Origin of the sequence: Algoriphagus hitonicola, assembly GCF_900113375.1 — a bacterium.
GTDB classification, from domain to species: domain Bacteria; phylum Bacteroidota; class Bacteroidia; order Cytophagales; family Cyclobacteriaceae; genus Algoriphagus; species Algoriphagus hitonicola.
This window is the reverse complement of record NZ_FOPC01000009.1, coordinates 179487-199512: the sequence shown is the minus strand read 5'-3', so window position 1 is coordinate 199512 and position 20026 is coordinate 179487. Positions and strand designations below refer to the sequence as shown.

General features: G+C 42.8%; 19 protein-coding genes. 11 read left to right on the top strand and 8 right to left on the bottom strand.

The window, feature by feature from the left end:
* Positions 1-45: 45 nt before the first annotated feature.
* The 11 genes from cmk to BM043_RS13450 all read left to right on the top strand — a co-directional run bounded on the left by cmk (position 46) and on the right by BM043_RS13450 (position 9304).
* The gene (gene cmk / locus BM043_RS13500; RefSeq protein ID WP_092792485.1) at positions 46-753 is read left to right on the top strand and encodes a (d)CMP kinase; all 708 of its coding nucleotides are present in this window, start codon (positions 46-48) and stop codon (positions 751-753) included.
* A complete protein-coding gene (locus BM043_RS13495) occupies positions 734-1630 on the top strand; it encodes a 4-hydroxy-3-methylbut-2-enyl diphosphate reductase (RefSeq protein ID WP_092792483.1) in 897 nt (298 codons plus the stop codon). The genes cmk and BM043_RS13495 overlap by 20 nt, the downstream gene beginning before the upstream one ends.
* 138 nt (positions 1631-1768) lie before the next feature.
* Positions 1769-3124, top strand: a complete 1356-nt coding sequence (locus tag BM043_RS13490) for a Na(+)-translocating NADH-quinone reductase subunit A (protein ID WP_092792481.1) — start codon at positions 1769-1771, stop codon at positions 3122-3124.
* A 5-nt stretch (positions 3125-3129) separates the two neighbouring features.
* A complete protein-coding gene (locus BM043_RS13485; RefSeq protein ID WP_092792479.1) occupies positions 3130-4344 on the top strand; it encodes an NADH:ubiquinone reductase (Na(+)-transporting) subunit B in 1215 nt (404 codons plus the stop codon).
* Positions 4331-5098 carry an NADH:ubiquinone reductase (Na(+)-transporting) subunit C gene (gene nqrC, locus BM043_RS13480; protein ID WP_092792477.1) on the top strand — a complete coding sequence of 256 codons (768 nt, stop codon included), beginning with the start codon at positions 4331-4333 and terminating at the stop codon, positions 5096-5098. Before BM043_RS13485 ends, nqrC begins: the two co-directional genes overlap by 14 nt.
* A gap of 31 nt (positions 5099-5129) precedes the next feature.
* Entirely contained in the window at positions 5130-5813 is a 684-nt protein-coding gene (locus tag BM043_RS13475) for an NADH:ubiquinone reductase (Na(+)-transporting) subunit D (RefSeq protein WP_092792475.1), read from the top strand.
* A 13-nt stretch (positions 5814-5826) separates the two neighbouring features.
* Positions 5827-6438: an NADH:ubiquinone reductase (Na(+)-transporting) subunit E gene (nqrE, locus tag BM043_RS13470; RefSeq protein WP_092792473.1), complete on the top strand. Its 612-nt coding sequence runs from the start codon at positions 5827-5829 to the stop codon at positions 6436-6438.
* Between the two features lie 151 nt (positions 6439-6589).
* Positions 6590-7216: a 3-keto-disaccharide hydrolase gene (locus BM043_RS13465; RefSeq protein WP_092792471.1), complete on the top strand. Its 627-nt coding sequence runs from the start codon at positions 6590-6592 to the stop codon at positions 7214-7216.
* Between the two features lie 60 nt (positions 7217-7276).
* Complete coding sequence (locus BM043_RS13460) at positions 7277-7831, top strand: DUF502 domain-containing protein (RefSeq protein ID WP_092792470.1); 555 nt, start codon at positions 7277-7279, stop codon at positions 7829-7831.
* Positions 7832-7958: 127 nt separating this feature from the next.
* Positions 7959-8162, top strand: coding sequence for a hypothetical protein (locus tag BM043_RS13455; protein ID WP_143189539.1), 204 nt, complete (start codon positions 7959-7961; stop codon positions 8160-8162).
* A gap of 56 nt (positions 8163-8218) precedes the next feature.
* Complete coding sequence (locus BM043_RS13450) at positions 8219-9304, top strand: 6-bladed beta-propeller (RefSeq protein ID WP_092792466.1); 1086 nt, start codon at positions 8219-8221, stop codon at positions 9302-9304.
* Between the two features lie 34 nt (positions 9305-9338).
* On the opposite strand, the gene BM043_RS13445 is transcribed toward BM043_RS13450, so the two are convergent.
* The 8 genes from BM043_RS13445 to BM043_RS13410 all read right to left on the bottom strand — a co-directional run bounded on the left by BM043_RS13445 (position 9339) and on the right by BM043_RS13410 (position 19911).
* Positions 9339-10247 (bottom strand): TolB family protein, encoded by a 909-nt coding sequence (locus BM043_RS13445; protein WP_092792464.1) that lies wholly within the window; start codon positions 10245-10247, stop codon positions 9339-9341.
* A gap of 49 nt (positions 10248-10296) precedes the next feature.
* The gene (gene selD / locus BM043_RS13440) at positions 10297-11337 is read right to left on the bottom strand and encodes a selenide, water dikinase SelD (RefSeq protein ID WP_092792462.1); all 1041 of its coding nucleotides are present in this window, start codon (positions 11335-11337) and stop codon (positions 10297-10299) included.
* Positions 11330-12364, bottom strand: coding sequence for a tRNA 2-selenouridine(34) synthase MnmH (gene mnmH / locus BM043_RS13435; RefSeq protein ID WP_092792461.1), 1035 nt, complete (start codon positions 12362-12364; stop codon positions 11330-11332). Before mnmH ends, selD begins: the two co-directional genes overlap by 8 nt.
* Positions 12365-12429: 65 nt before the next feature.
* Entirely contained in the window at positions 12430-12750 is a 321-nt protein-coding gene (gene trxA, locus BM043_RS13430) for a thioredoxin (protein ID WP_092792459.1), read from the bottom strand.
* Between the two features lie 124 nt (positions 12751-12874).
* The gene (dnaE, locus tag BM043_RS13425; protein ID WP_092792457.1) at positions 12875-17164 is read right to left on the bottom strand and encodes a DNA polymerase III subunit alpha; all 4290 of its coding nucleotides are present in this window, start codon (positions 17162-17164) and stop codon (positions 12875-12877) included.
* Between the two features lie 363 nt (positions 17165-17527).
* Positions 17528-18172: a 16S rRNA (guanine(527)-N(7))-methyltransferase RsmG gene (gene rsmG / locus BM043_RS13420; RefSeq protein WP_092792455.1), complete on the bottom strand. Its 645-nt coding sequence runs from the start codon at positions 18170-18172 to the stop codon at positions 17528-17530.
* A complete protein-coding gene (locus BM043_RS13415; protein WP_092792453.1) occupies positions 18173-18784 on the bottom strand; it encodes an RNA polymerase sigma factor in 612 nt (203 codons plus the stop codon).
* On the bottom strand, positions 18775-19911 hold the full coding sequence (locus BM043_RS13410) for a glycosyltransferase (protein ID WP_092792451.1): 1137 nt from the start codon (positions 19909-19911) through the stop codon (positions 18775-18777). The genes BM043_RS13415 and BM043_RS13410 overlap by 10 nt, the downstream gene beginning before the upstream one ends.
* Positions 19912-20026 lie beyond the last annotated feature (115 nt).

Here is a 20026-nt window from a genome sequence, read left to right as displayed (position 1 = left end):
TATATTTGCGACTGAATTAAAAAGCCGAACAGGATCCTTTTTTAAATGGGGAAAATAGTAATTGCCATTGATGGGTACTCGGGTTGTGGAAAAAGCTCCACAGCCAAAGCCGTAGCAAAAGATTTGGGCTACACTTACATTGATTCGGGTGCCATGTATCGAGCAGCAACCCTGTATTTTTTAGAAAATTATCTAAATCCTGCCAATCCTCGTGACGTAACAAAAGGGCTGAAAAACCTGGAAATTACTTTTCATCCCAATCCAGATACCCAAAAACAAGAAACGTATCTCAACGGGCTCAATGTAGAGAACGAAATTCGAAGTATGCGCGTATCTGAGAAAGTAAGCGAGCTCGCAAAGGTGAAGGAAATCCGTGCCGAACTCGTAGCACAGCAGCAGCGTTTGGGAAAGAAAAAGGGTGTAGTGATGGACGGGAGAGATATCGGATCCGTTGTTTTTCCGGAGGCTGAATTAAAGGTGTTTATGACTGCAGATTTGGAAACTCGGGCTTACCGACGACAGCAGGAGCTTTTGGAAAAAGGAGATTTGGTTGACTTGGATCAAATTCAGAAAAATCTGGCTGAGCGGGATCGAATCGATTCCTCCAGAGCAGAAAGTCCATTGATAAAAATGGAAGATGCCGTGGAGATTGACACGAGTCATTTAAGTTTTGAAGCGCAAGTGGCACAGATCGTGCACCTGGCACAGCAGAAAATTGAAACACAAAAAGATTATGCAGGTAACCATCGATAAAAATTCCGGGTATTGTTTCGGGGTCGAATTTGCTATCAAAATGGCAGAAGATGAGATGGAGCAGTCCGAAAAATTATACTGTCTTGGCGATATTGTACACAATGATATGGAGGTCAAGCGATTGGCCGAAAAAGGCCTCGTCGTCATTGATCGTGAAAAGCTTGCCGATTTAAACGACTGCAAAGTTTTGATTCGCGCGCATGGTGAGCCGCCGGAAACGTATAAGACTGCCATTGAAAATAATATCGAACTCATCGATGCCTCTTGTCCCGTCGTCTTAAAATTACAGCATCGGGTCAAGACAGCTTTTGATAAGATGGAACGGGAGCAGGGACAGATTGTCATCTATGGCAAAAAAGGCCACGCAGAAGTGATCGGGCTGACTGGACAAACGCTGGAAAAAGCCATCGTGGTCATGGAAGAATCTGATTTGGATAAAATCGACTTTAATCGCCCAGTCACTTTATTTAGTCAGACCACCAAAAGCACCAAAGGCTTTTATGAGATTTCTCAAAAAATCGAGGAACGGATCAAGGCGGCAAAAGGTCAATTGACTTCGGTGGATTTTAATGCCAATGATTCGATTTGTCGCCAAGTATCCAATCGCGAGCCTCAGCTTCAGCGATTTGCTGAAGAAAATGATGTGGTGTTGTTTGTGTCCGGCAAGAAAAGCAGTAACGGAAAAGCGCTCTATCAAGTGTGTCTAAGCCAAAATCCGCGAAGTTATTTCATCGAAAACGAAACAGAGCTAGACTCTGAGTGGTTTCATCCTACAGATAAGGTGGGGATTTGTGGTGCCACCTCTACTCCGATGTGGCTCATGGAGCAGGTTAAAAGCCATGTGGAATCACTGGAGGAAAATGCGCTTCCGGCTTAAATCCAAAAATCACCATTTGGAAAAATGAAAGGCCACTCCCGAGAAAGTTCAAAGATAAAAGTCCTTTTGGCCACAAAATAATAAGGTTATTTATTAGATTTGAGGCGTTTTTCAAAAGCTCATAGTTCAAAAACAGATATGTCTAAAATAGTGAAGCTTAAGAAAGGTTTTGACATCAACCTGGCAGGAAAAGCCAAGCAAGAGCTTGCTGATTTTGCCCCCGCTCAAACTTTCGCCATTAAGCCTACGGATTTTATCGGCCTTCAGCGGCCCAAAGTCCTTGTTCAAGAGGGAGATACCGTAAAGGCCGGTACCCCGATCCTGTTTGATAAAGCCATGGATCAGGTCAAATATGTTGCTCCGGTTTCCGGCGAAATCATCGAAGTCAAACGAGGTGAAAAGCGAAAATTGCTTGAAATCAAAATTTTGGCTGATAAAGAGATCATCCGGGAAAACCTTGGGAAAATAGACCTTCAGTCAATCGATCGTCCCCAATTGGTTAATAGACTTGCAGAAAGTGGTGTTTGGCCTAATTTGATCCAGCGTCCCTTTGGTGTAGTTGCCAATCCGGAAGATACCCCAAAGGCTATTTTCATTTCTGCTTTTGATACCCATCCGTTAGCGCCTGATTTGGGCTTTGCGTTGCAAGGTGAGGAGCAGTATTTTCAAGCAGGTCTCGATGCTTTGGCCAAATTGACCTCCGGAAAAGTTCATTTGAATGTGGACGGTTCTAAATCAGTTCCAGCCATTTTCTCAGGCGCCAAAGGCGTTCAAATCAATCAATTTAGTGGTCCTCATCCAGCAGGAAACGTGGGCGTACAAATCCACCATTTGGATCCGATCAATAAAGGGGAAATCGCTTGGACCATTAGTCCGTATGGTGTAGTTCAGATCGGTAAGCTGATGATCGAGGGGATTTATGATGCAAGCAAGGTGATTGCTTTGACAGGATCGGAATTAACCAAAACTGCTTATGTGAGAACTACTGCAGGAGCTTCGGTTTCGACTTTTGTCAAAGGGAATCTAAACAGTGGTCATGTGCGGGTAATTTCCGGAAATGTCCTGACAGGAGAAAAAATCGCGATGGAAGGTTATTTGGGCTTTTACCACAATCAGATTACCGTGATTCCTGAGGGAGATTACTATGAGTTTCTAGGCTGGGCAAAGCCCACAACCGAAAAACTAAGCTATCACAGAGCACTTGGACTCCTCTCATTTTTGAAACCCAATAAAGAGTTTGTTTTGGATTCCAATGCGAGAGGGGAAGAAAGAGCTTTTGTACAGACAGGAGTTTTCGAATCAGTGACTCCGATGGATATCCTACCGGTTTATTTGTTGAAAGCTATTATGGCCGAAGACTTTGACGAAATGGAAGAGTTGGGTATTTATGAGATTGTAGAGGAAGATTTGGCACTTTGCGAATTTGTCGATGTGTCCAAGCATCCCGTGCAGGAGTTGGTAAGAAAAGGTATAGAATTAATCCAATACAGTTAATCCATATGAAGTTTCTAAGAGATTTAATGGACAAGCAGCGACCGCTTTTTGAAAAAGGAGGAAAGCTTGAAAGTTTATATTACGCATTTGAGGCTGGGGAAACATTTTTGTTTTCACCCAAGCATACTACCGGAATCAAAGGAGCTCAGGTAAAAGACGCGATCGACCTAAAGCGAATGATGATCACCGTAGTGGTGGCGATGATTCCAGCTTTGCTTTTCGGAATTTATAACACCGGACATCAGCATTTCCTCGCTGTAGGGGAGGCGGCCGGTCTTTGGGATAATTTCGGAGACAAGCTTCTGATCGGTTTGCAGTTGGTTTTACCGATTATTATCGTATCCTATGCAGCAGGGGGATTAGTCGAAGCTGCCTTTGCAGTGATTCGTAAGCACCCGATCAATGAAGGATTCTTGGTGACAGGGATGTTGATTCCTTTGGTGGTTCCAGCCACTACACCACTTTGGCAAGTAGCCCTGGCTACCGTTTTTGCGGTCGTAATCGCCAAGGAGGTTTTTGGTGGTACTGGGATGAATATCCTCAACGTAGCCATGACCGCTCGGGCATTCTTGTATTTTGCCTATCCGGCGCAGATTTCAGGAGACTTGGTATGGACCTATTTAGGAGAAAAAACCGCAGTGGACGGTTTCTCCGGGGCTACCGCACTAGCGGTGGCTTATAATGCAGGTGTAGATGGCGTTCCGGTCACGGAAGCCCTCGCTAGTCACAATACTGCAATAGGATCAGATTTATTTAGTTTCTCCAATATGTTTATGGGTTGGATTCCAGGTTCTATCGGAGAAACTTCAACCCTAATGGCGTTAATTGGAGCGGTGATTCTGATAGCGACAGGTGTAGCAAGTTGGAAAATAATTGTTTCTGGTTTTGCCGGAGCTTATGCTATGGGTTTGGTAATGAACCTTCTGGCGGTGAATGAGTACATGGCCATGCCGCCTCAGTATCACTGGGTGATGGGAGGTTTGGCATTTGGGATTGTCTTTATGGCTACTGACCCAGTTTCTGCTTCGCAGACGGAAACCGGAAAATGGATTTATGGATTAATGATCGGTATGCTGACCGTGATTATCCGAGTGACCAATCCAGCCTATCCGGAGGGAATTATGCTAGCCGTTCTATTTATGAACGTCTTTGCTCCCCTGATTGATTATTATGTAGTAAAAGCTAACAAAACAAGGAGGTTACAACGTGCAACAGTCTAACGGATATATCATCGTATTTTCGGTCATTTTGACCGTCGTCTTGGGTTTGTTACTTTCGGGTACATCCCAAGTACTGGGTCCAATGCAGCGGGAAGCCGAAGCCTTGGATAAGAAAAAGCAGATTCTTGGAGCGGTTATTTCCGCGGATGAGATTGATGCCATGACCCCTGAAGAGGTCAATGAGTATTATAGCTCACGGATTTCATCTATCGTGGTAGATATCAACGGAGAGGAAGTGACGGAGCAAGATGGCGCTTCTGTGACTGCCGAATCTGTAGATATCGGAAAGAATTACAAAAGACCCGCAGAAGAGCGACTTTATCCTGTATTTATTTTTCATGAAGAAGGAAATTCGGATGCAGTGGAGTCTTACGTATTTCCACTCTATGGAGCCGGACTTTGGGATGCGATTTGGGGCTATATGGCATTGGATACTGACATGAATACTGTCGGAGGTATAACTCTTGCTCATGCCGGAGAAACTCCTGGACTTGGGGCTAGAATCACCGAAGGAGGAGTTCAGGAGCGGTTTGTTGGAAAAGAAATTTACAACGAATCAGGTGAGCTAGTGGCAATCAAAATGCAAAAAGGTGAAGGAAAAGATTATTCTTCAGATCCTCATAAGGTAGATGGGTTGTCTGGCGCAACGATCACTGCAAACGGTGTAAATGCCATGCTCGAAAATTATTTGGGACATTATCAAGCATACATCGAGTCAAAAAAATCAAGTAAGGCTGTAGCAACAGCTAATTAATCATTACACCATTCACTGAACAAACAACACTATGAGTGCTGAAACAGTAGAAAAAGAAATTGAGAAAAAGCCAGCCGAGCCTCTTTTTTCTAAACGTAGAAAAAAATTAGTAACGGATCCCTTGGTGGATGAAAATCCAATTACCATTCAGGTATTGGGTATTTGTTCTGCCTTGGCGGTGACCACCCAAATGAAGCCTACCTTGGTAATGGCTATTTCGGTGATTTTCGTAGTAGTGATGTCTAATTTTGTGATTTCATTGATGCGAAATACCATTCCTAGCCGGGTGAGGATCATTGTTCAGCTAGCAGTAGTCGCTACCCTTGTAACGGTAGTTTCAGAAATACTCAAGGCTTTTGCCTATGACATGTATAAGGAGCTTTCGGTCTTCATCGGTTTGATTATTACCAACTGTATCGTAATGGGTAGATTGGAAGCTTTTGCTTTGGGAAATAAGCCGTATGACTCAATGTTGGATGGATTTGGTTCTGCCCTAGGTTATTCTTGGATTATTTTGACAGTTGCCTTCTTTAGAGAACTATGGGGATCGGGATCAGTTTTTGGAATCCCGGTATTCGATTATGTTTCTGGAATATTCGGGCCGGATTTCCAATTGGCCACTAATGGATTGATGGTATCTCCTGTTGGGGCATTTATCATCCTAGGACTGATCATTTGGGTACAGCGGACCAAGACTGGTTACGTAGAACACTAAAACGAAAAAGAAAATGGAATTATTCAATTTAGGTATTCGGTCGATTTTTATCGACAACATGATATTTGCTTACTTTCTCGGGATGTGTTCATTCCTGGCAGTATCCAAAAAAGTAAGTACAGCATTAGGACTCGGGGCAGCAGTTATTTTCGTTTTGACCGTAACTACTCCTGTCAATTGGCTCTTGAATGAATTTGTATTACGAGAAGGTGCTTTGACCTGGGTTAGTGGTGAATTGGCGAGCATTGACTTGACTTTCCTTCGATTCATCATGTTTATCGCGATTATCGCTGCGATGGTGCAATTGGTCGAAATGGTGGTAGAGAAATTTGCCCCAGCACTCTATGGCGCGTTGGGTATTTTCTTGCCCTTGATTGCGGTAAACTGTGCAATTCTTGGAGGTTCCCTATTTATGGCTCAACGAGACTATACGCTTGCCGAATCAGCCGTTTATGGTTTTGGATCGGGTACTGGATTCTTTTTGGCGATCGTAGCTTTGGCTGCCATCCGCGAAAAGTTGAAATACTCCCATGTTCCTAATGGATTGAAAGGATTAGGTATTACCATGCTTTTGACTGGATTGATGGGGATTGCCTTTATGTCCTTTATGGGAATTGATTTGTAAGAATTTACTTCTAAAATTTCAAAGCCTCGAAGAGTGATTTTCGGGGCTTTTTCTTTAGGTATTAAAAGTGGGCATTTGGCTTTTGTTTCAATGGTCGATCATATCCCAAGATTTGTTTTTAACTTGAATTTCAAACAAAATACAGCCTATTATGAAAAAGCTCTTTGCAATTCTAACCTTAGTGATGTGTAGCCTTCCTGTTTTCTCCCAACAAGGGGAGTGGATCGAACTTTTCAACGGAGAAAATCTCGATGGATGGAAAATTTCTGAAAACCCCGAATCATTTCAAATAGTCGATGGTCAACTCAAAGTGGAGGGTCCGCGTGGTCATGCTTTTTACAATGGGCCTGTGGGAAATCATGATTTTAAAAATTTTGAATTGATGGTGGAGGTCAAAACCATGCCCAAGGCCAATTCAGGTATTTTCATTCATACCGAATACCAAGAGGATGGTTGGCCTGAGGTGGGTTATGAAATTCAGGTCAATCAATCCCATTCCGATTGGCGAAAAACCGGTAGCGTGTATTCTTTTCAAGATGTACGGGATGTATTCGTGGAGGATGGAGAATGGTACACCCAGCACATAATTGTCGAAGGAAGTAAAATCACGGTGAAAATCAACGGGGAAACCGTTAACGAATACGACGAATCACTGGACAACAAGCGGAGTCCTAACTTAGGCAGTAAAAAACTAAGCAGTGGCACGATCGCTCTTCAAGCTCATGATCCCGAAAGTGTGATTTACTACCGAAGTGTGAAAATCAAATTATTGGATTAATTTCCAGATCTTAGGATTAGCTTTGGGAATACTAATGCTTTGTTTCCAAATTTACACATTATGGCATTTACCTACCGACGTATTTTAGCTTATTTTCTCCGGGGCTTGCTGTTTCTGACCCCTTTGGCAGTGACGGCTTATGTGATCTATGCCATTTTTCTCTTCTTGGACAACCTGATTCCTGTACCCATTCCGGGTATAGGAATCCTGATGGTTTTGGGTTTGATTACATTTATTGGTTATCTGGCTAGTTTATTCTTTACCGGGCGGGTATTCGAGTGGTTTGAGCGAGGATTGGTGAGGATTCCTTTGGTCAATTTACTCTATACCTCCATCAAAGATTTGATGGGGGCTTTTGTAGGGGAAAAGAAAAAGTTTAGCGCGCCGGTCATTGTCCAGGTTTCTGAAAATTTATCCCGCCTGGGTTTTATTACCCAGGAAGATTTATCCATCATCGGTGAACCTGAACTGATCGCGGTGTATTTCCCGCACAGTTACAATGTTTCCGGAAATGTATTTTTGGTTCCTCGGGACAAAGTCAAACCACTCCAAGGGGTCAAAAGCACCGATGTGATGAAGTTTATGGTTTCTGGCGGGGTTTCGAGTTTGAAATAATTTTTGAAAAAATTTAACTAATTCCTTGCTTCTTTCTTTCTTTCTTTCTTTCACCTGTCATTTTAATGCCATTTAATTTATTTTACACTTAAACTCTTTTATCATGTTTAAAAAAATCAAGTTCATTTTGACATTAGGCCTATTGATGTCAGGTTTTGTGTTCTTAAATAGTCAGACTGCTATTGCCGACTGTAATCCGGGTCATTATTCTACTGGAAATCAAAGTTTAGGTGGTCCCAACAGTAGATGGGAGTTAGTATGTGATGAGGCCTCTGAGGCTATTGGTTGTATTTCTCATCCAGATGAAGAGGAGGAGGAGACTATTGGCTAAAAGTTATTTGGGTCGGATTATTAAATCTGGCCCAATAATTTTTCTAACCTAATTAAATGATGTTTAAGATAACAAAAACTATTTGTGTTTTGCTTTTGCTTTTTGCTTGTTCCTCAAAAAAAAGTGAGGAAAGTCGAAGCGGAATAAAGGAAATCTCCATGGAAGTTAATTTTTCGAATTCCATTGATTATTTCATTGACACTACATTTATCCCTTTAGAGTTTTGTGAAAATTGTGTAATTGGTGATATCACTAAAGTATTGAAGGTCGAGGACGGTTTTATTATTTCAGACAGGGATATTACCAACCAAGTGTTCAAATTTGGCAATGAGGGGAAATTCAAATTTAAAATCGGTGAAAAAGGGGAGGGATTGGGTAATTATGTTTTGCCTTTTGACATTAGTTTAGTTCCTGAAACGGAAAACATTGCAATTCTGGATCAAAATCAACAGAAAATCCTTTTTTTCTCATTAGAAGACGGAAGTTTCATAGAGGAATTACCTATCAATTTTCAAGCGAAATCTATCCAATTTCTTTCTCCAAATAAAGTAGCAGTTCATTTTGATGGTCAGTTTTCAGGAAATGAGAGGGATTATTTAGGTGGAATTCTGGATTTAAAAAAAGGGGAATTCCTAGTTAAAGGGGTTTTAGATTTTTCTAAAACTGACCAAAATAGAACTGCTGGTGATTTTTATTTTTCAGGTAAAGAGCTTCTTTTTTCAAAGTCTTTAAATGATACTGTTTACAGTGTCTCTGAAAATAAATTCTCGCCTAAATATTATGTTGATTTTGGGAAGAAGAAAGTTTCTAATGAAATAAAGATCCTCCCATTGATGGATATGCGAATGCGAATGATGCAAGAATTACCTTATTATCATAATGGTAATTTTATTGAAAATGACAAATTTCTGTTTTTCCTATGGTGGGGAGAAGATGAATTTGAAAACCTAGCTTTTTATAACAAAGAAAATAATAATCTTGACCTCTTAAAAGGTCGGGAATTAACTATAAAACGTCCTTTTTATATGGATAACGAATACCTTTATTCCTTTCTCATGAACGCTGATTATGAGAGCATGAATAGCGAGCCATTTTTTGGATTATCCCAGAATCAGGTCATTCAAAAGGTAAAGCTTAATTGAGATGGATTGATACAAAATTAGATCTATGACTCAATCATTTATAATACCTCACAAAAGCTATCCACTCCCCATCCGGTGACCAGGAGTGTACATTGATGGTGCCTTGGCCTCCATAAAAAACGTCAGTGAGATCCCGGATTTCCTTGGTTTCTACATCGAGTAGTCGAAGCTTCACGTCTTTGCCAAAGGGATGGGCGCCTTTTTGGTCTTCGAGGTAAGAAATGATCACAGCACTTTTATTATCCGGTGAGGGATGGGGAAACCAGTTGTCCAACTCATCAAAGGTCAGTTGCTCTTGTCCGCTCCCATCGGGTTTCATCCGATAGGCTTGCATCCTTCCGGTTCGGTGGCTGTTGAAGTAAATCCACTGGCCATCGTAAGAATATTCCGGCCCATCATCCAAACCCTCTGTGTCCGTCAATCGGATTTCCTCTCCACCCACAGTCGGGATGACATAGATGTCCCAGGCTCCATCTCGCTCGGCGCAATAGGCGAGCATTTGCCCATCGGGGCTGATGCCATGCCAATAGCTGGGATAGTTTGGGGTGATGAGCTTAGGTTCGCCTCCTGCCATGGGAATGGTATAAATGCGCGAACTTTTCCCTTCGTCATTTTTGCTGAAAACCAGGGTTTCTCCATCAAAGCTGATTCCGTGGTCATTGTTGACTCGAGAGATCTGTTCAGGAAAAAGCTGACCCAACTTGGTGCCATCCATGGCGACTTTTTCTAGCTTCCCAGCTGCATTGATCAATAGGTAATCTCCATCACGCGACCAATTGGGTGCTTCAAAATGCCGCTCTTCTTTCAGAATTTGTTTTTCTTCCCCGGTTTTGACATTGAGAATGACCAATTCGCTTTGGATGCCTTCGGGTACTTGAGCAATTCCCATGGTGCTTGAAAGGAATAAAATGAGAAATGAAAGATAGGTTAGGTTGAGTTTCATGCTGGGTAGTTTATGTGCTTCTCCAAGTTAGTAAACCTATCGCTTTTCTTTACACTACCTCAACCACGAATTCTCCCTTTGCTGTAAAATTTCCAATTTGCCAAAAGACTTGCTTTTCGAGTTTCATTGTTTTCTCAAACCAATCCAAATTTTCAGGAGCTACCGAAATCAGTAAGCCTCCGCTAGTTTGTGGGTCACAGAGTTTGACCAATTCCATTCCTTTAACTCCTTTGGTTTTGGTATTGTACGCATTCCAATTCCGGTAAGTGTTATCAGGGAAAATGAACTGATCAATGTATTCCTGAATGCCTTCGATCAATGGAAGCTGGTCTAGTTCGATTTTTGCCGATAATTCAGCTCCTTCTGCCATCTCTATCAGGTGACCTAGCAAACCAAAACCAGTCACGTCGGTCATGGCATGGACTTCTTCATGATTTCCCAAAACTTGCCCGATGGAATTGAGACGGCAGGCGGTATCGAGCAGGTTGAGGTAATCTTTATCCTTGATTTTTTCTCGCTTTAAGGCTGTTGCCAAGACTCCGATCCCTAGAGGTTTGGTCAAAAAGATCAAGTCGCCAGCTTTAGCACCCCGGTTGGTTTTTATTTTTCGGGGATGAATTACCCCATTCACCGAAAGCCCGAAAATTGGGTCTTTCGCTGCGATGCTATGACCTCCAGCCAACTCGATGCCGGCAGCTTTGCAGACTTTTTTAGCCCCCTCCAATACTTTGGCTGCGAGTTCTGGTGCAAGTTTTTCTACGGGCCAACTCAAAATAGCATTGGCAAAAAGTGGTTTTCCCCCCATTGCATAAACATCTGAAATGGCATTTGCAGCTGATATCCGTCCAAAGTCAAATGGATCATCAACAATCGGGGTGAAAAAATCCACCGTATTGATCATGGCTAAATCTTCCGATATCTGATAAACCGCCGCATCGTCTTTGCTCGAATTACCCACTAAAAGATTGGTGTCTAATTGAAGGTTTGAACCGCTTTGGCTGAGTATCTGATCTAAAATAGCCGGGGCGATTTTGCATCCGCAGCCGGATCCTTCGCTCCATTGGGTGAGTTTTATGGGTTGATCACTCATGGCATTGTTTTTTGGTTTCAATTAAAAGTTCGACCTGATTGGCCAATGATTTACCTTCAAAATCCATTTCAATGATTTGGTTTTTGTGATGGTTTTTGAGGTCAAAGTCGTATGTTTTATCATAATACATCAACAAATTGGCAATCCAGGATTCGTTATTTCCTTCTTCCACATCTGTAATCGCTTGCTGAGTTCGGAGTCCCCCGAGTCGTTTTCCCAGTCGCTTTATTGCTGATATTAATTCGGCTTTTGGAAGATTTCCATATTCCGTCGCGATATGTTGAATTCGTTCTTGTTCCGACTTGTGAATATCGAGCATGGGTGATTGTTGCATTTGCTCAAAAAAACCATCAGGGAGGATAGTTCTTCCAATTTTCCGACTTTCATTTTCTACCCAAATGGGAACTTCTGGATTGGTTTGTAAGAGTTCCTCGGCTAATAGATTTTCAAACTGCTCCACACTGGGTTGTGGGGCTTGCCCGATGGCTCCAAAGGAAGAACCCTTGTGATTGGCCAGGCCTTCCAAGTTGATGATTTGTTCACCATTTTTTCCCAGTTTCTGCAAAAGCACCGTTTTTGCTGTTCCAGTCTTGCCCCCAAGTATGATCATTTTCCGTGTTTTTCGCACCTCTTCAAAAGTGAAGGATCGATAGGTTTTATATCCTCCCTTGAGTCGGAAAACTTCAAATCCTACCATGCCTAACACCCAGGATAGAATTTGACTGCGCATGCCTCCTCTCCAGCAGTAAATTAGGAGCTTTTTCCCCGGAAATTTTTGAAGGGCTTCTTTTTGAATCTGATGAAAGCGTGGACCGACCAATTCAAACCCTTTTAAAATAGCCTCTTGATTTCCTTTTTCCTTATAAAGCGTTCCGACTATGACCCGCTCCTCATTAGTCAAAATAGGTAGATTAACGGCCTTGGGAATATGACTTTGTGCAAATTCTCCCTCACTACGAGCGTCCAAAATGGGCAGCGATTTTCGCAGTTCAAAAAATTCATTGAGAGAGAGGAGTGTTTCATTCATAGACTTAGAAATATAAAAAAAGCCACAGGAAAAACCCGTGGCTTATCAAATAGTTTTAATCTTGATTAGAGCTGAGCGTCTAATTTTTGAGCCAAAATAGCTTTAGGAACGGCTCCAACTTGCTTGTCGACGATTTGTCCGTCTTTGAAGAAAAGAAGCGTAGGAATAGATCGGATACCGAAAGCCTGTGCGACGCCAGGATTGGAGTCCACATCTACTTTCCCGATTACCGCTTTTCCTTCGTAATCACCCGCTAATTCTTCTACTACTGGTCCAATCATTTTACAGGGGCCGCACCATTCTGCCCAGAAGTCCACCAAGATGGGTTGTTCGGACTTGATTACTTCTTCAAAATTCGCATCGGTGATTTCTATTGCTTTTGCCATTTTATAATACGTTTAGTTTCGGTTCTATTTTTCAAATATATGAGAGAAAGTCTATCCCGGATCAATAAGTTCCTACAGACTTTATTTTTTTATCTATTGGAGATAGTTAAATTCTTTCTGAAAGCTAGTCACTTACCACTTTGTAAATAACCTCGGGAATTTGATTGAGTTCCCTGATCATTTCGGCGCTGGGATCAATCCCTGTTTTTTTGGAGAAAAGTTTCAGACTGATATTCTCTTTTCGATCAATCACTGAAAAATACAGCTTGGCTTCCCCTTTATATTTTTCGGTGATTTGCTCCATTTTTTCCATCAAATCGTAATTCAGATCATCCAAATCAATATTGACCTCTAGTCCTTTGACTAGTTTGCCACGAACTTCCGAAAGCAGCATGATCGAGTTGATTTTAAACTCCAGTTCACTGTTCCATCTTTTCTCTCCCACCTGACCTTTGATAAACAAAAACCATCCCGCCATGAAGTATTCTTTGAATTTGACGTAATCATCTCCAAACAAAAAGAAGGTAAAACCGCCCTGATAATCTTCCATGGTTAAGGTGCCAAAAGGTTTCCCGTTTTTGGTCGTACGATGGGCAAAACTGGACACAGATCCGGCAAGCCGCAATTCGTTTTTGCCTTTGAGCGATTCCAGATCATTAAGGTCTGGCAAAGAAGCATTGGTAAAGGATTCGATTTCGAGTTTGTACTGATCGAGTGGATGGCCAGAAATGTAAAGCCCGACCACTTCTTTTTCAATATTGAGTTGCTGGAGTTGGGAAAAGGGCTCAAGTGGCGCCACTGAGGGCAAAGGAATATCCGCACTACCACTTGCTCCTCCAAAAAGGCTGACTTGAGCACTTTCCTCCTCTTGTTGGATTTTTTGGGCATATTTCACTGCCTTTTCAATCAAGGTGACATCTCCATCTGGAGCCTCGAGGTATTGTCTGCGATGGTATTGAGGAAAACAGTCAAAACCACCGGCCATGGCCAGAGCTTCCATTGTTTTTTTGTTTAGCGCTTTGGAGCTGACTCGCTTCGCAAAGTCAAAAATGGTTTTGAATGGGCCATTGGCTTCCCTTTCTTTGATGATTTCATCCACTGCCGCTGAACCCGCACCCTTGATAGCTGCCATGCCAAAGCGAATTTCTCCAGCTGCATTTACGGTAAACCCATTTTTGGATTCATTTACATCCGGACCTAAAACAGGAATTCCCATTCGCTTACATTCCTCCATGAAGAAAGTCACCTGCGTGATATCATTCATGTTGTTGCTGAGTACCGAGGCCATGTATTCAGCTGGGTAATGTGCCTTGAGATAGGCCGTTTGATAAGCAATCCAAGCATAGCAGGTGGAATGGGACTTATTGAAGGCGTAGGAGGCAAAGGCTTCCCAATCCGTCCAGATTTTCTCTAGTTTTTTGGGATCATGCCCCTTGGCAGCGGCCTGCTCGACAAACTTAGGCTTCATTTTATCCAAGACATCCTTTTGCTTTTTACCCATGGCTTTTCGCAATACATCAGCTTCACCTTTGGTAAAGTCAGCCAGTTTTTGGGAAAGCAGCATGACTTGCTCCTGATAGACTGTGATCCCATAAGTTTCCTTCAGGTATTCTTCCATGTCATCCAAGTCGTAGCTGATGGCTTCCGTGCCATGCTTCCGCTTGATAAATGATGGAATGTAAGCTAGCGGTCCCGGACGGTACAAGGCATTCATAGCGATCAAATCTGCAAAAACCGTCGGCTTGAGTTCACGCATGTATTTCTGCATTCCGGCGGATTCGTATTGGAAAATACCCACTGTTTCACCGCGCTGGAAAAGCTCGTATGTTTTTTCGTCGTCAATTGGAAATTCATCCGCATCTAACTGAATTCCATGACGCTCTTTGACGATTTTGATTGCATCCTTGATTAGCGTGAGGGTTTTCAATCCCAAAAAGTCCATTTTGAGCAAACCGGCAGATTCTACCACAGAGTTGTCAAACTGGGTGCAAACCATGTCTGAGTCTTTGGCCAAGGCCACAGGAACAAAATTGGTAATATCAGAAGGCGTAATGATCACTCCACAGGCATGAATGCCCGTATTCCGCACAGATCCCTCCAAAACCGTGGCTTGATTGACCGTCTTGGCCGATTCGTCCTGACCTTGCGCAATTCGAATGAGTTCTTCTGCTTTTTGTATCAATTCCCCTTGGCCTTTGAGTTTTTCCAACAAGGCGGGTCTGTTTTTTGCCAATTCGAAAAGCGCTTTGAGCTTGATGTCGGGTACAAGATTGGCCAGTCTGCCTGCTTCAGCTAGGGGGAGATTCAGCACCCGGGCAGTATCCCGAATGGCTGATTTGGCAGCCATGGTGCCGTAGGTGATGATTTGAGCGACTTGATTACTGCCGTATTTTTTGATTACGTAGTCGATAACCCTTCCGCGCCCCTCATCATCAAAGTCAATATCAATATCGGGAAGTGAAACCCGATCCGGATTGAGGAATCTCTCAAAAAGGAGATCATACTCAATCGGGTCCACATTGGTGATGCCGATGCAATAGGCCACTGCTGAACCCGCCGCAGATCCCCGGCCCGGTCCCACCGAAACGCCCATATCCCGAGCTGCTCGTGTAAAGTCCTGAACGATCAAAAAGTAACCCGGATAGCCGGTTCGTTCGATGGTCTCCAACTCGAAATCCAACCGCTCTTGAATCTCCGGCGTGATTTCGGAGTAGCGTTTCTTGGCTCCTTCGTAGGTAAGATGACGCAGATAGGCATTTTCTCCTCTTTTTCCCCCATCCTGATCGTCCTCGGGATGCTTAAATTCTTCAGGAATATCAAATTTGGGAAGGAGCACTTCCCGAGCCAGTTTATAGGCTTCAATCTTCTCTACAATCTCATGAGTGCATTCGATGGCTTCCGGCAAGTCAGCGAAAAGTTTTTTCATCTCCTCTGGAGACTTGAGGTAAAACTCATCATTGGGGAAGCCGTAGCGGAATTCTCTTCCGCGTTTACCGATGTATTTCTTGGGTTTTTCGACCAGTTCCCCATCTTTTACACAGAGCAAAATGTCATGTGCCTTGGCATCAGCCTTGTCATTGTAGTAGGTATTATTCGCTGCGAAATACTTTACATCATACTTCATCGCAAAATCCAACAAGACCTCATTTACTTTTTCTTCTTCTGGAATTCCATGTCGATTGAGTTCTACATAAAAATCCTCCCCAAACTGTTCTTTCCACCAGACGAAAGCTTCTTCCGCTTGGGTTTCTCCGACATTCAAAATCAGGTAAGGAATCTCTCCCCACAAACCACCAGTTGTAGCGATTAAGTCTCCTTTGTATTGAACCAATACTTCTTTGTCAATTCTCGGAACATAGTAGAAGCCTTCGATATTGGCATAGGAGGCCAGTTTAGCGAGATTGTGATAGCCGGCCTTGTTTTTGGCTATGAGAACCGTCTGATAGCCGTCATTTTTGGAAGATTTGTTTTTTCGATCTCTGCACAGGTTAAACTCGCATCCCACGATCGGCTTGATATCTGCTCCCATGGCAGCTTTTACAAAATGAAAAGCTCCCATCATATTGCCGTGATCTGTCATGGCAATGGCAGGCATATTCATGGATTTTGCTTTGGCGATCAGTGCCGGAATTTCAGAAGTAGCTTGCAATACAGAATATTGGGTATGTACGTGCAAGTGCGTGAAAGGCACATCGACCAGTTCGGAGATATCTGCTTTTCCAGCTTGCTTGAGAACTTCCTTGGCTGCGGCTTTTTGTTCGTCTTTGGCTTGCGCAAAATTAGCTTCGGCCAAATCGGGCGCCTCATAAATCACCTGGGCAACAGCAATTCCATCCTCGGGTTTCTGAACTCCCTGAGTGATCAAGCCAAAAAAGCAGCGAGCTGTAGCATCCACGTCATAGGCCGCATCGTGGGCGTCACCAAAGCCTTTGCCGAAGAGCTTTTGATGGAGCTCGGTGAGGGTAGGCCATTTAAATTTTCCGCCTTTGCCGCCGGGAATCGCACAGAATTCGGTAGAAATATCCTTGGTGTCCAGCGGATTGGCCGTTAGTGGCATTCCCAATTCTGCACGAATAAATTCCGATCCAACCACATTAATATCAAACTCGATATTGTGTCCGACTAGGTGCTTGGCTTCAGCGACGTCTTTTTCAAAAATGGCCAATACCTTCTTCAGATCATGTCCTTCGGCTAGTGCTCGCTTGGTGGAGATGCCGTGCACTTTTTCGGCATTGTAGGGGATGGTAAAACCTTCCGGCTTGACGATATAGTTATGATTGGAAAGCAGTTTGCCCTTGGCATCATGCAGTTGCCAGGCAAGCTGAACCAGCCTGGGCCAGTTGTCCACATCGGACATGGGGGCATTGTAGTCCCGGGGTAAACCGGTGGTTTCGGTATCGAAAATAATATACATGTGCTATCGAAAATTGAGGCTTCAAATTAGCGGATTTGAAGGAGGCAAAAAAGCGGAGTGGCGGGAATTGTCACTTAAAGAATTTAATTGATTGATAAAGAAATCTAACTCATTTCATATTAGAAAGTTAGAGGAAAATTGAGTTTGAAAAGGGAAGGGAATTGTATTTTTAATGGCATATTTTTTTAACAATGACTGCACTTTCAATAATATGATTATACGGAATCCTTCCAGTAGTCCTATCTCCTTTGCTAATCGAGACGGAAGACCGAAGTCTCGGAGAATTGTACTATTGCGCTGCTTTTAGGCCGATTATTTTTTACGGGTAAGAAAGCGGATATTCAGATTCAACAATAAAATCCGTTACCTTTTATCCTCCCAAGGCATATAGACCACCTTTTTGGTCTCGAAAAACTCTTCTTTGAAATAATCACTCAGATGATAAGTGACATAGGATTTGTCCAGTTCTTCCATCTCCTCGTCGATATCGCCCCCTTTCAGATATAAAATTCCGTTCGGGAATTCATTAAAGTCTTCTTTTTTGATTTTTCCTTTGACCCAAGGGTAAAAATTGATCATACGCGTGACCGCACGGCTGATCACAAAATCATACTTCCGAACCAAAGTTTCCGCTCGGGCTTGTTGGGCTTCTACATTGCTGAGCTTCAGCGCTCTGGCTACTTCTTTGACCACAGCTATTTTCTTTCCGATCGAATCCACCAAGTGAAAATGGGTATCCGGAAATAAAATAGCCAGGGGAATCCCGGGAAACCCGCCACCCGTACCGATATCAAGGACTTTGGTGCCGGGTTGAAATCCCATCACCTTGGCAATTCCCAGCGAATGAAGGACATGATGCACATAAAACTGATCCATATCCTTTCGGCTGATCACATTGATTTTGGCATTCCACTCTTCATAAAGTGATTGCAAACGCTCAAATTGCTCGATTTGCTTTTCGCTGAGATTGGGAAAATAGGACTGGATCAGTTGCGTACCCGAATTCATTTAGATGTGTTTTTCTTTGCCGGAGGCGATTTCATACAGGAGCTCTCGGGAGCGGTGGAGTTGGGCTTTTACTGTTCCTAGGGGCTTTTCGAGCTCCTGGGCGATTTCCTCGTATGACAATTCATCAAAGTAGCGTAACTGGACTAGTTTTCGATATTTTGCTGGAAGTTTGTCAACAAAAATCCGTACCATTTCGATCCGCTGGGATTTGATGAATTCATCCTGAGGATTATTGTCTCCATCTTCCACGTCGATATTGACCGAATTACCGCTATCGTCAGACATGGTGGTATTCAAACTCATGGTTTTGAGTTTTTTCTTACGGATAAAATCGATCGCATTATTGGTGGCGATCCGAAAAAGCCAAGTAGAAAAGGTATAGTCTTTTTTAAACCGATGGAGGTTTTTGAATGCTTTGGCAAAAGCTTCCATGGTCAGATCTTCCGCATCGTCTGCGTCGCGGATCATTTTCAGAATCATGAAATAAACAGCCTTTTTGTACCGCTTCATCAGGGTAGCATAGGCCTGCTGATCTTTGTGATCCACGGCCCGATCGATCAGATCAAAATCCTCGAGAGCCTTGTTAGAAAATCCGCGTTCGTTTATTTCCATTGAATATCCTTTGACTGATGGGAAATGGAACCTAAAATCCAAAAATAGCCCAAATACAAAAAGTCGTTGATCAGGATATTCGAAGGGACCTTAGATCCATTAATTTTTTTACTCGCTGTAGAAAAGATCACATACATTAGAAATGATCTTCCAAGGATAATACCGAAAACAATCAGAAAATGTTCCCAATTGCTCTGAAGTCCGAAATAAATCAATAAAGCAATGCCTCCCAGCCAGAATAATGCATGGGAAAGTGCATAAAACCCGATTTTTCGTTTATCCTCACTGCGATAATATTTTCCAATATGCAGGTGTCTTTTTTTCTGAATTTTGTAATCGCCCCAATTTTCCTTGGGTTTTGACAAGGTATTCGCTTCAGGATCTAGGACAATCGACGTATTATTTCCAGTGGCATATTGATTGACAAAAAGATCATCATCTCCTCCATCGAGATGCCAGATTCCTTTGAAGGCTTTGACTTCCATAAAAAAGCTTTTCCGGTAGCACAGATTTCTCCCGACTCCCATAAAGGGAGCTTTCCACAATCCAAAAGACAGGTAATACAGGGCAGTCATTAAGGTTTCAAATTGAATCCAGCGGTTGAGAAATCCGGGTTTTTGCTCATAAGCAGAATACCCAATAGCAAAGCGTTTGCCTTTTTCCCGGACCGGCGCTGTCATTTTTCTGATCCACTGATCCGAACACGGAACACAGTCTGCATCCGTTAATAAGATGACGTCATTTTTAGCTACTTTGATACCGAGCGTAAGCGCATATTTTTTCGGCGTGACATGATCGGGTGTGTATTTGATGGTGACCGAGCGAAGCTTGGGATAGATGGCCATCATTTCTTCCAGCAGTCGTTTGGTGCGATCGGTACTTTGATCGTTGATGATCATCACGTCAAATTTGGGATAATCCTGCTCAAAAAGTTTGGGGATCAGTGTTTTAAGGTTTTTAAATTCGTTTTTGGCGGCGATGACAATGGTGACCGGTTCCTCATTTTCAATTTCTTGCTTAGTAGATGGTGTATTAAAAAAGGCTACTCTGCCAAAAATCACCAATAAATACACGGCCTGAATGATTATCCCGAGGCTAAAGAGAGTCCAGAGTAAAAATAGGTCCATAGGTGGGTTTTGCTGGGCAAATATAAAATCAATTTCAGCATTCGTTTAAGAATAAGTAGATATTTTTGTAAGCCTAAACCAGGAGATGAAAAAAGTATTAATTCTCCTTAAAATA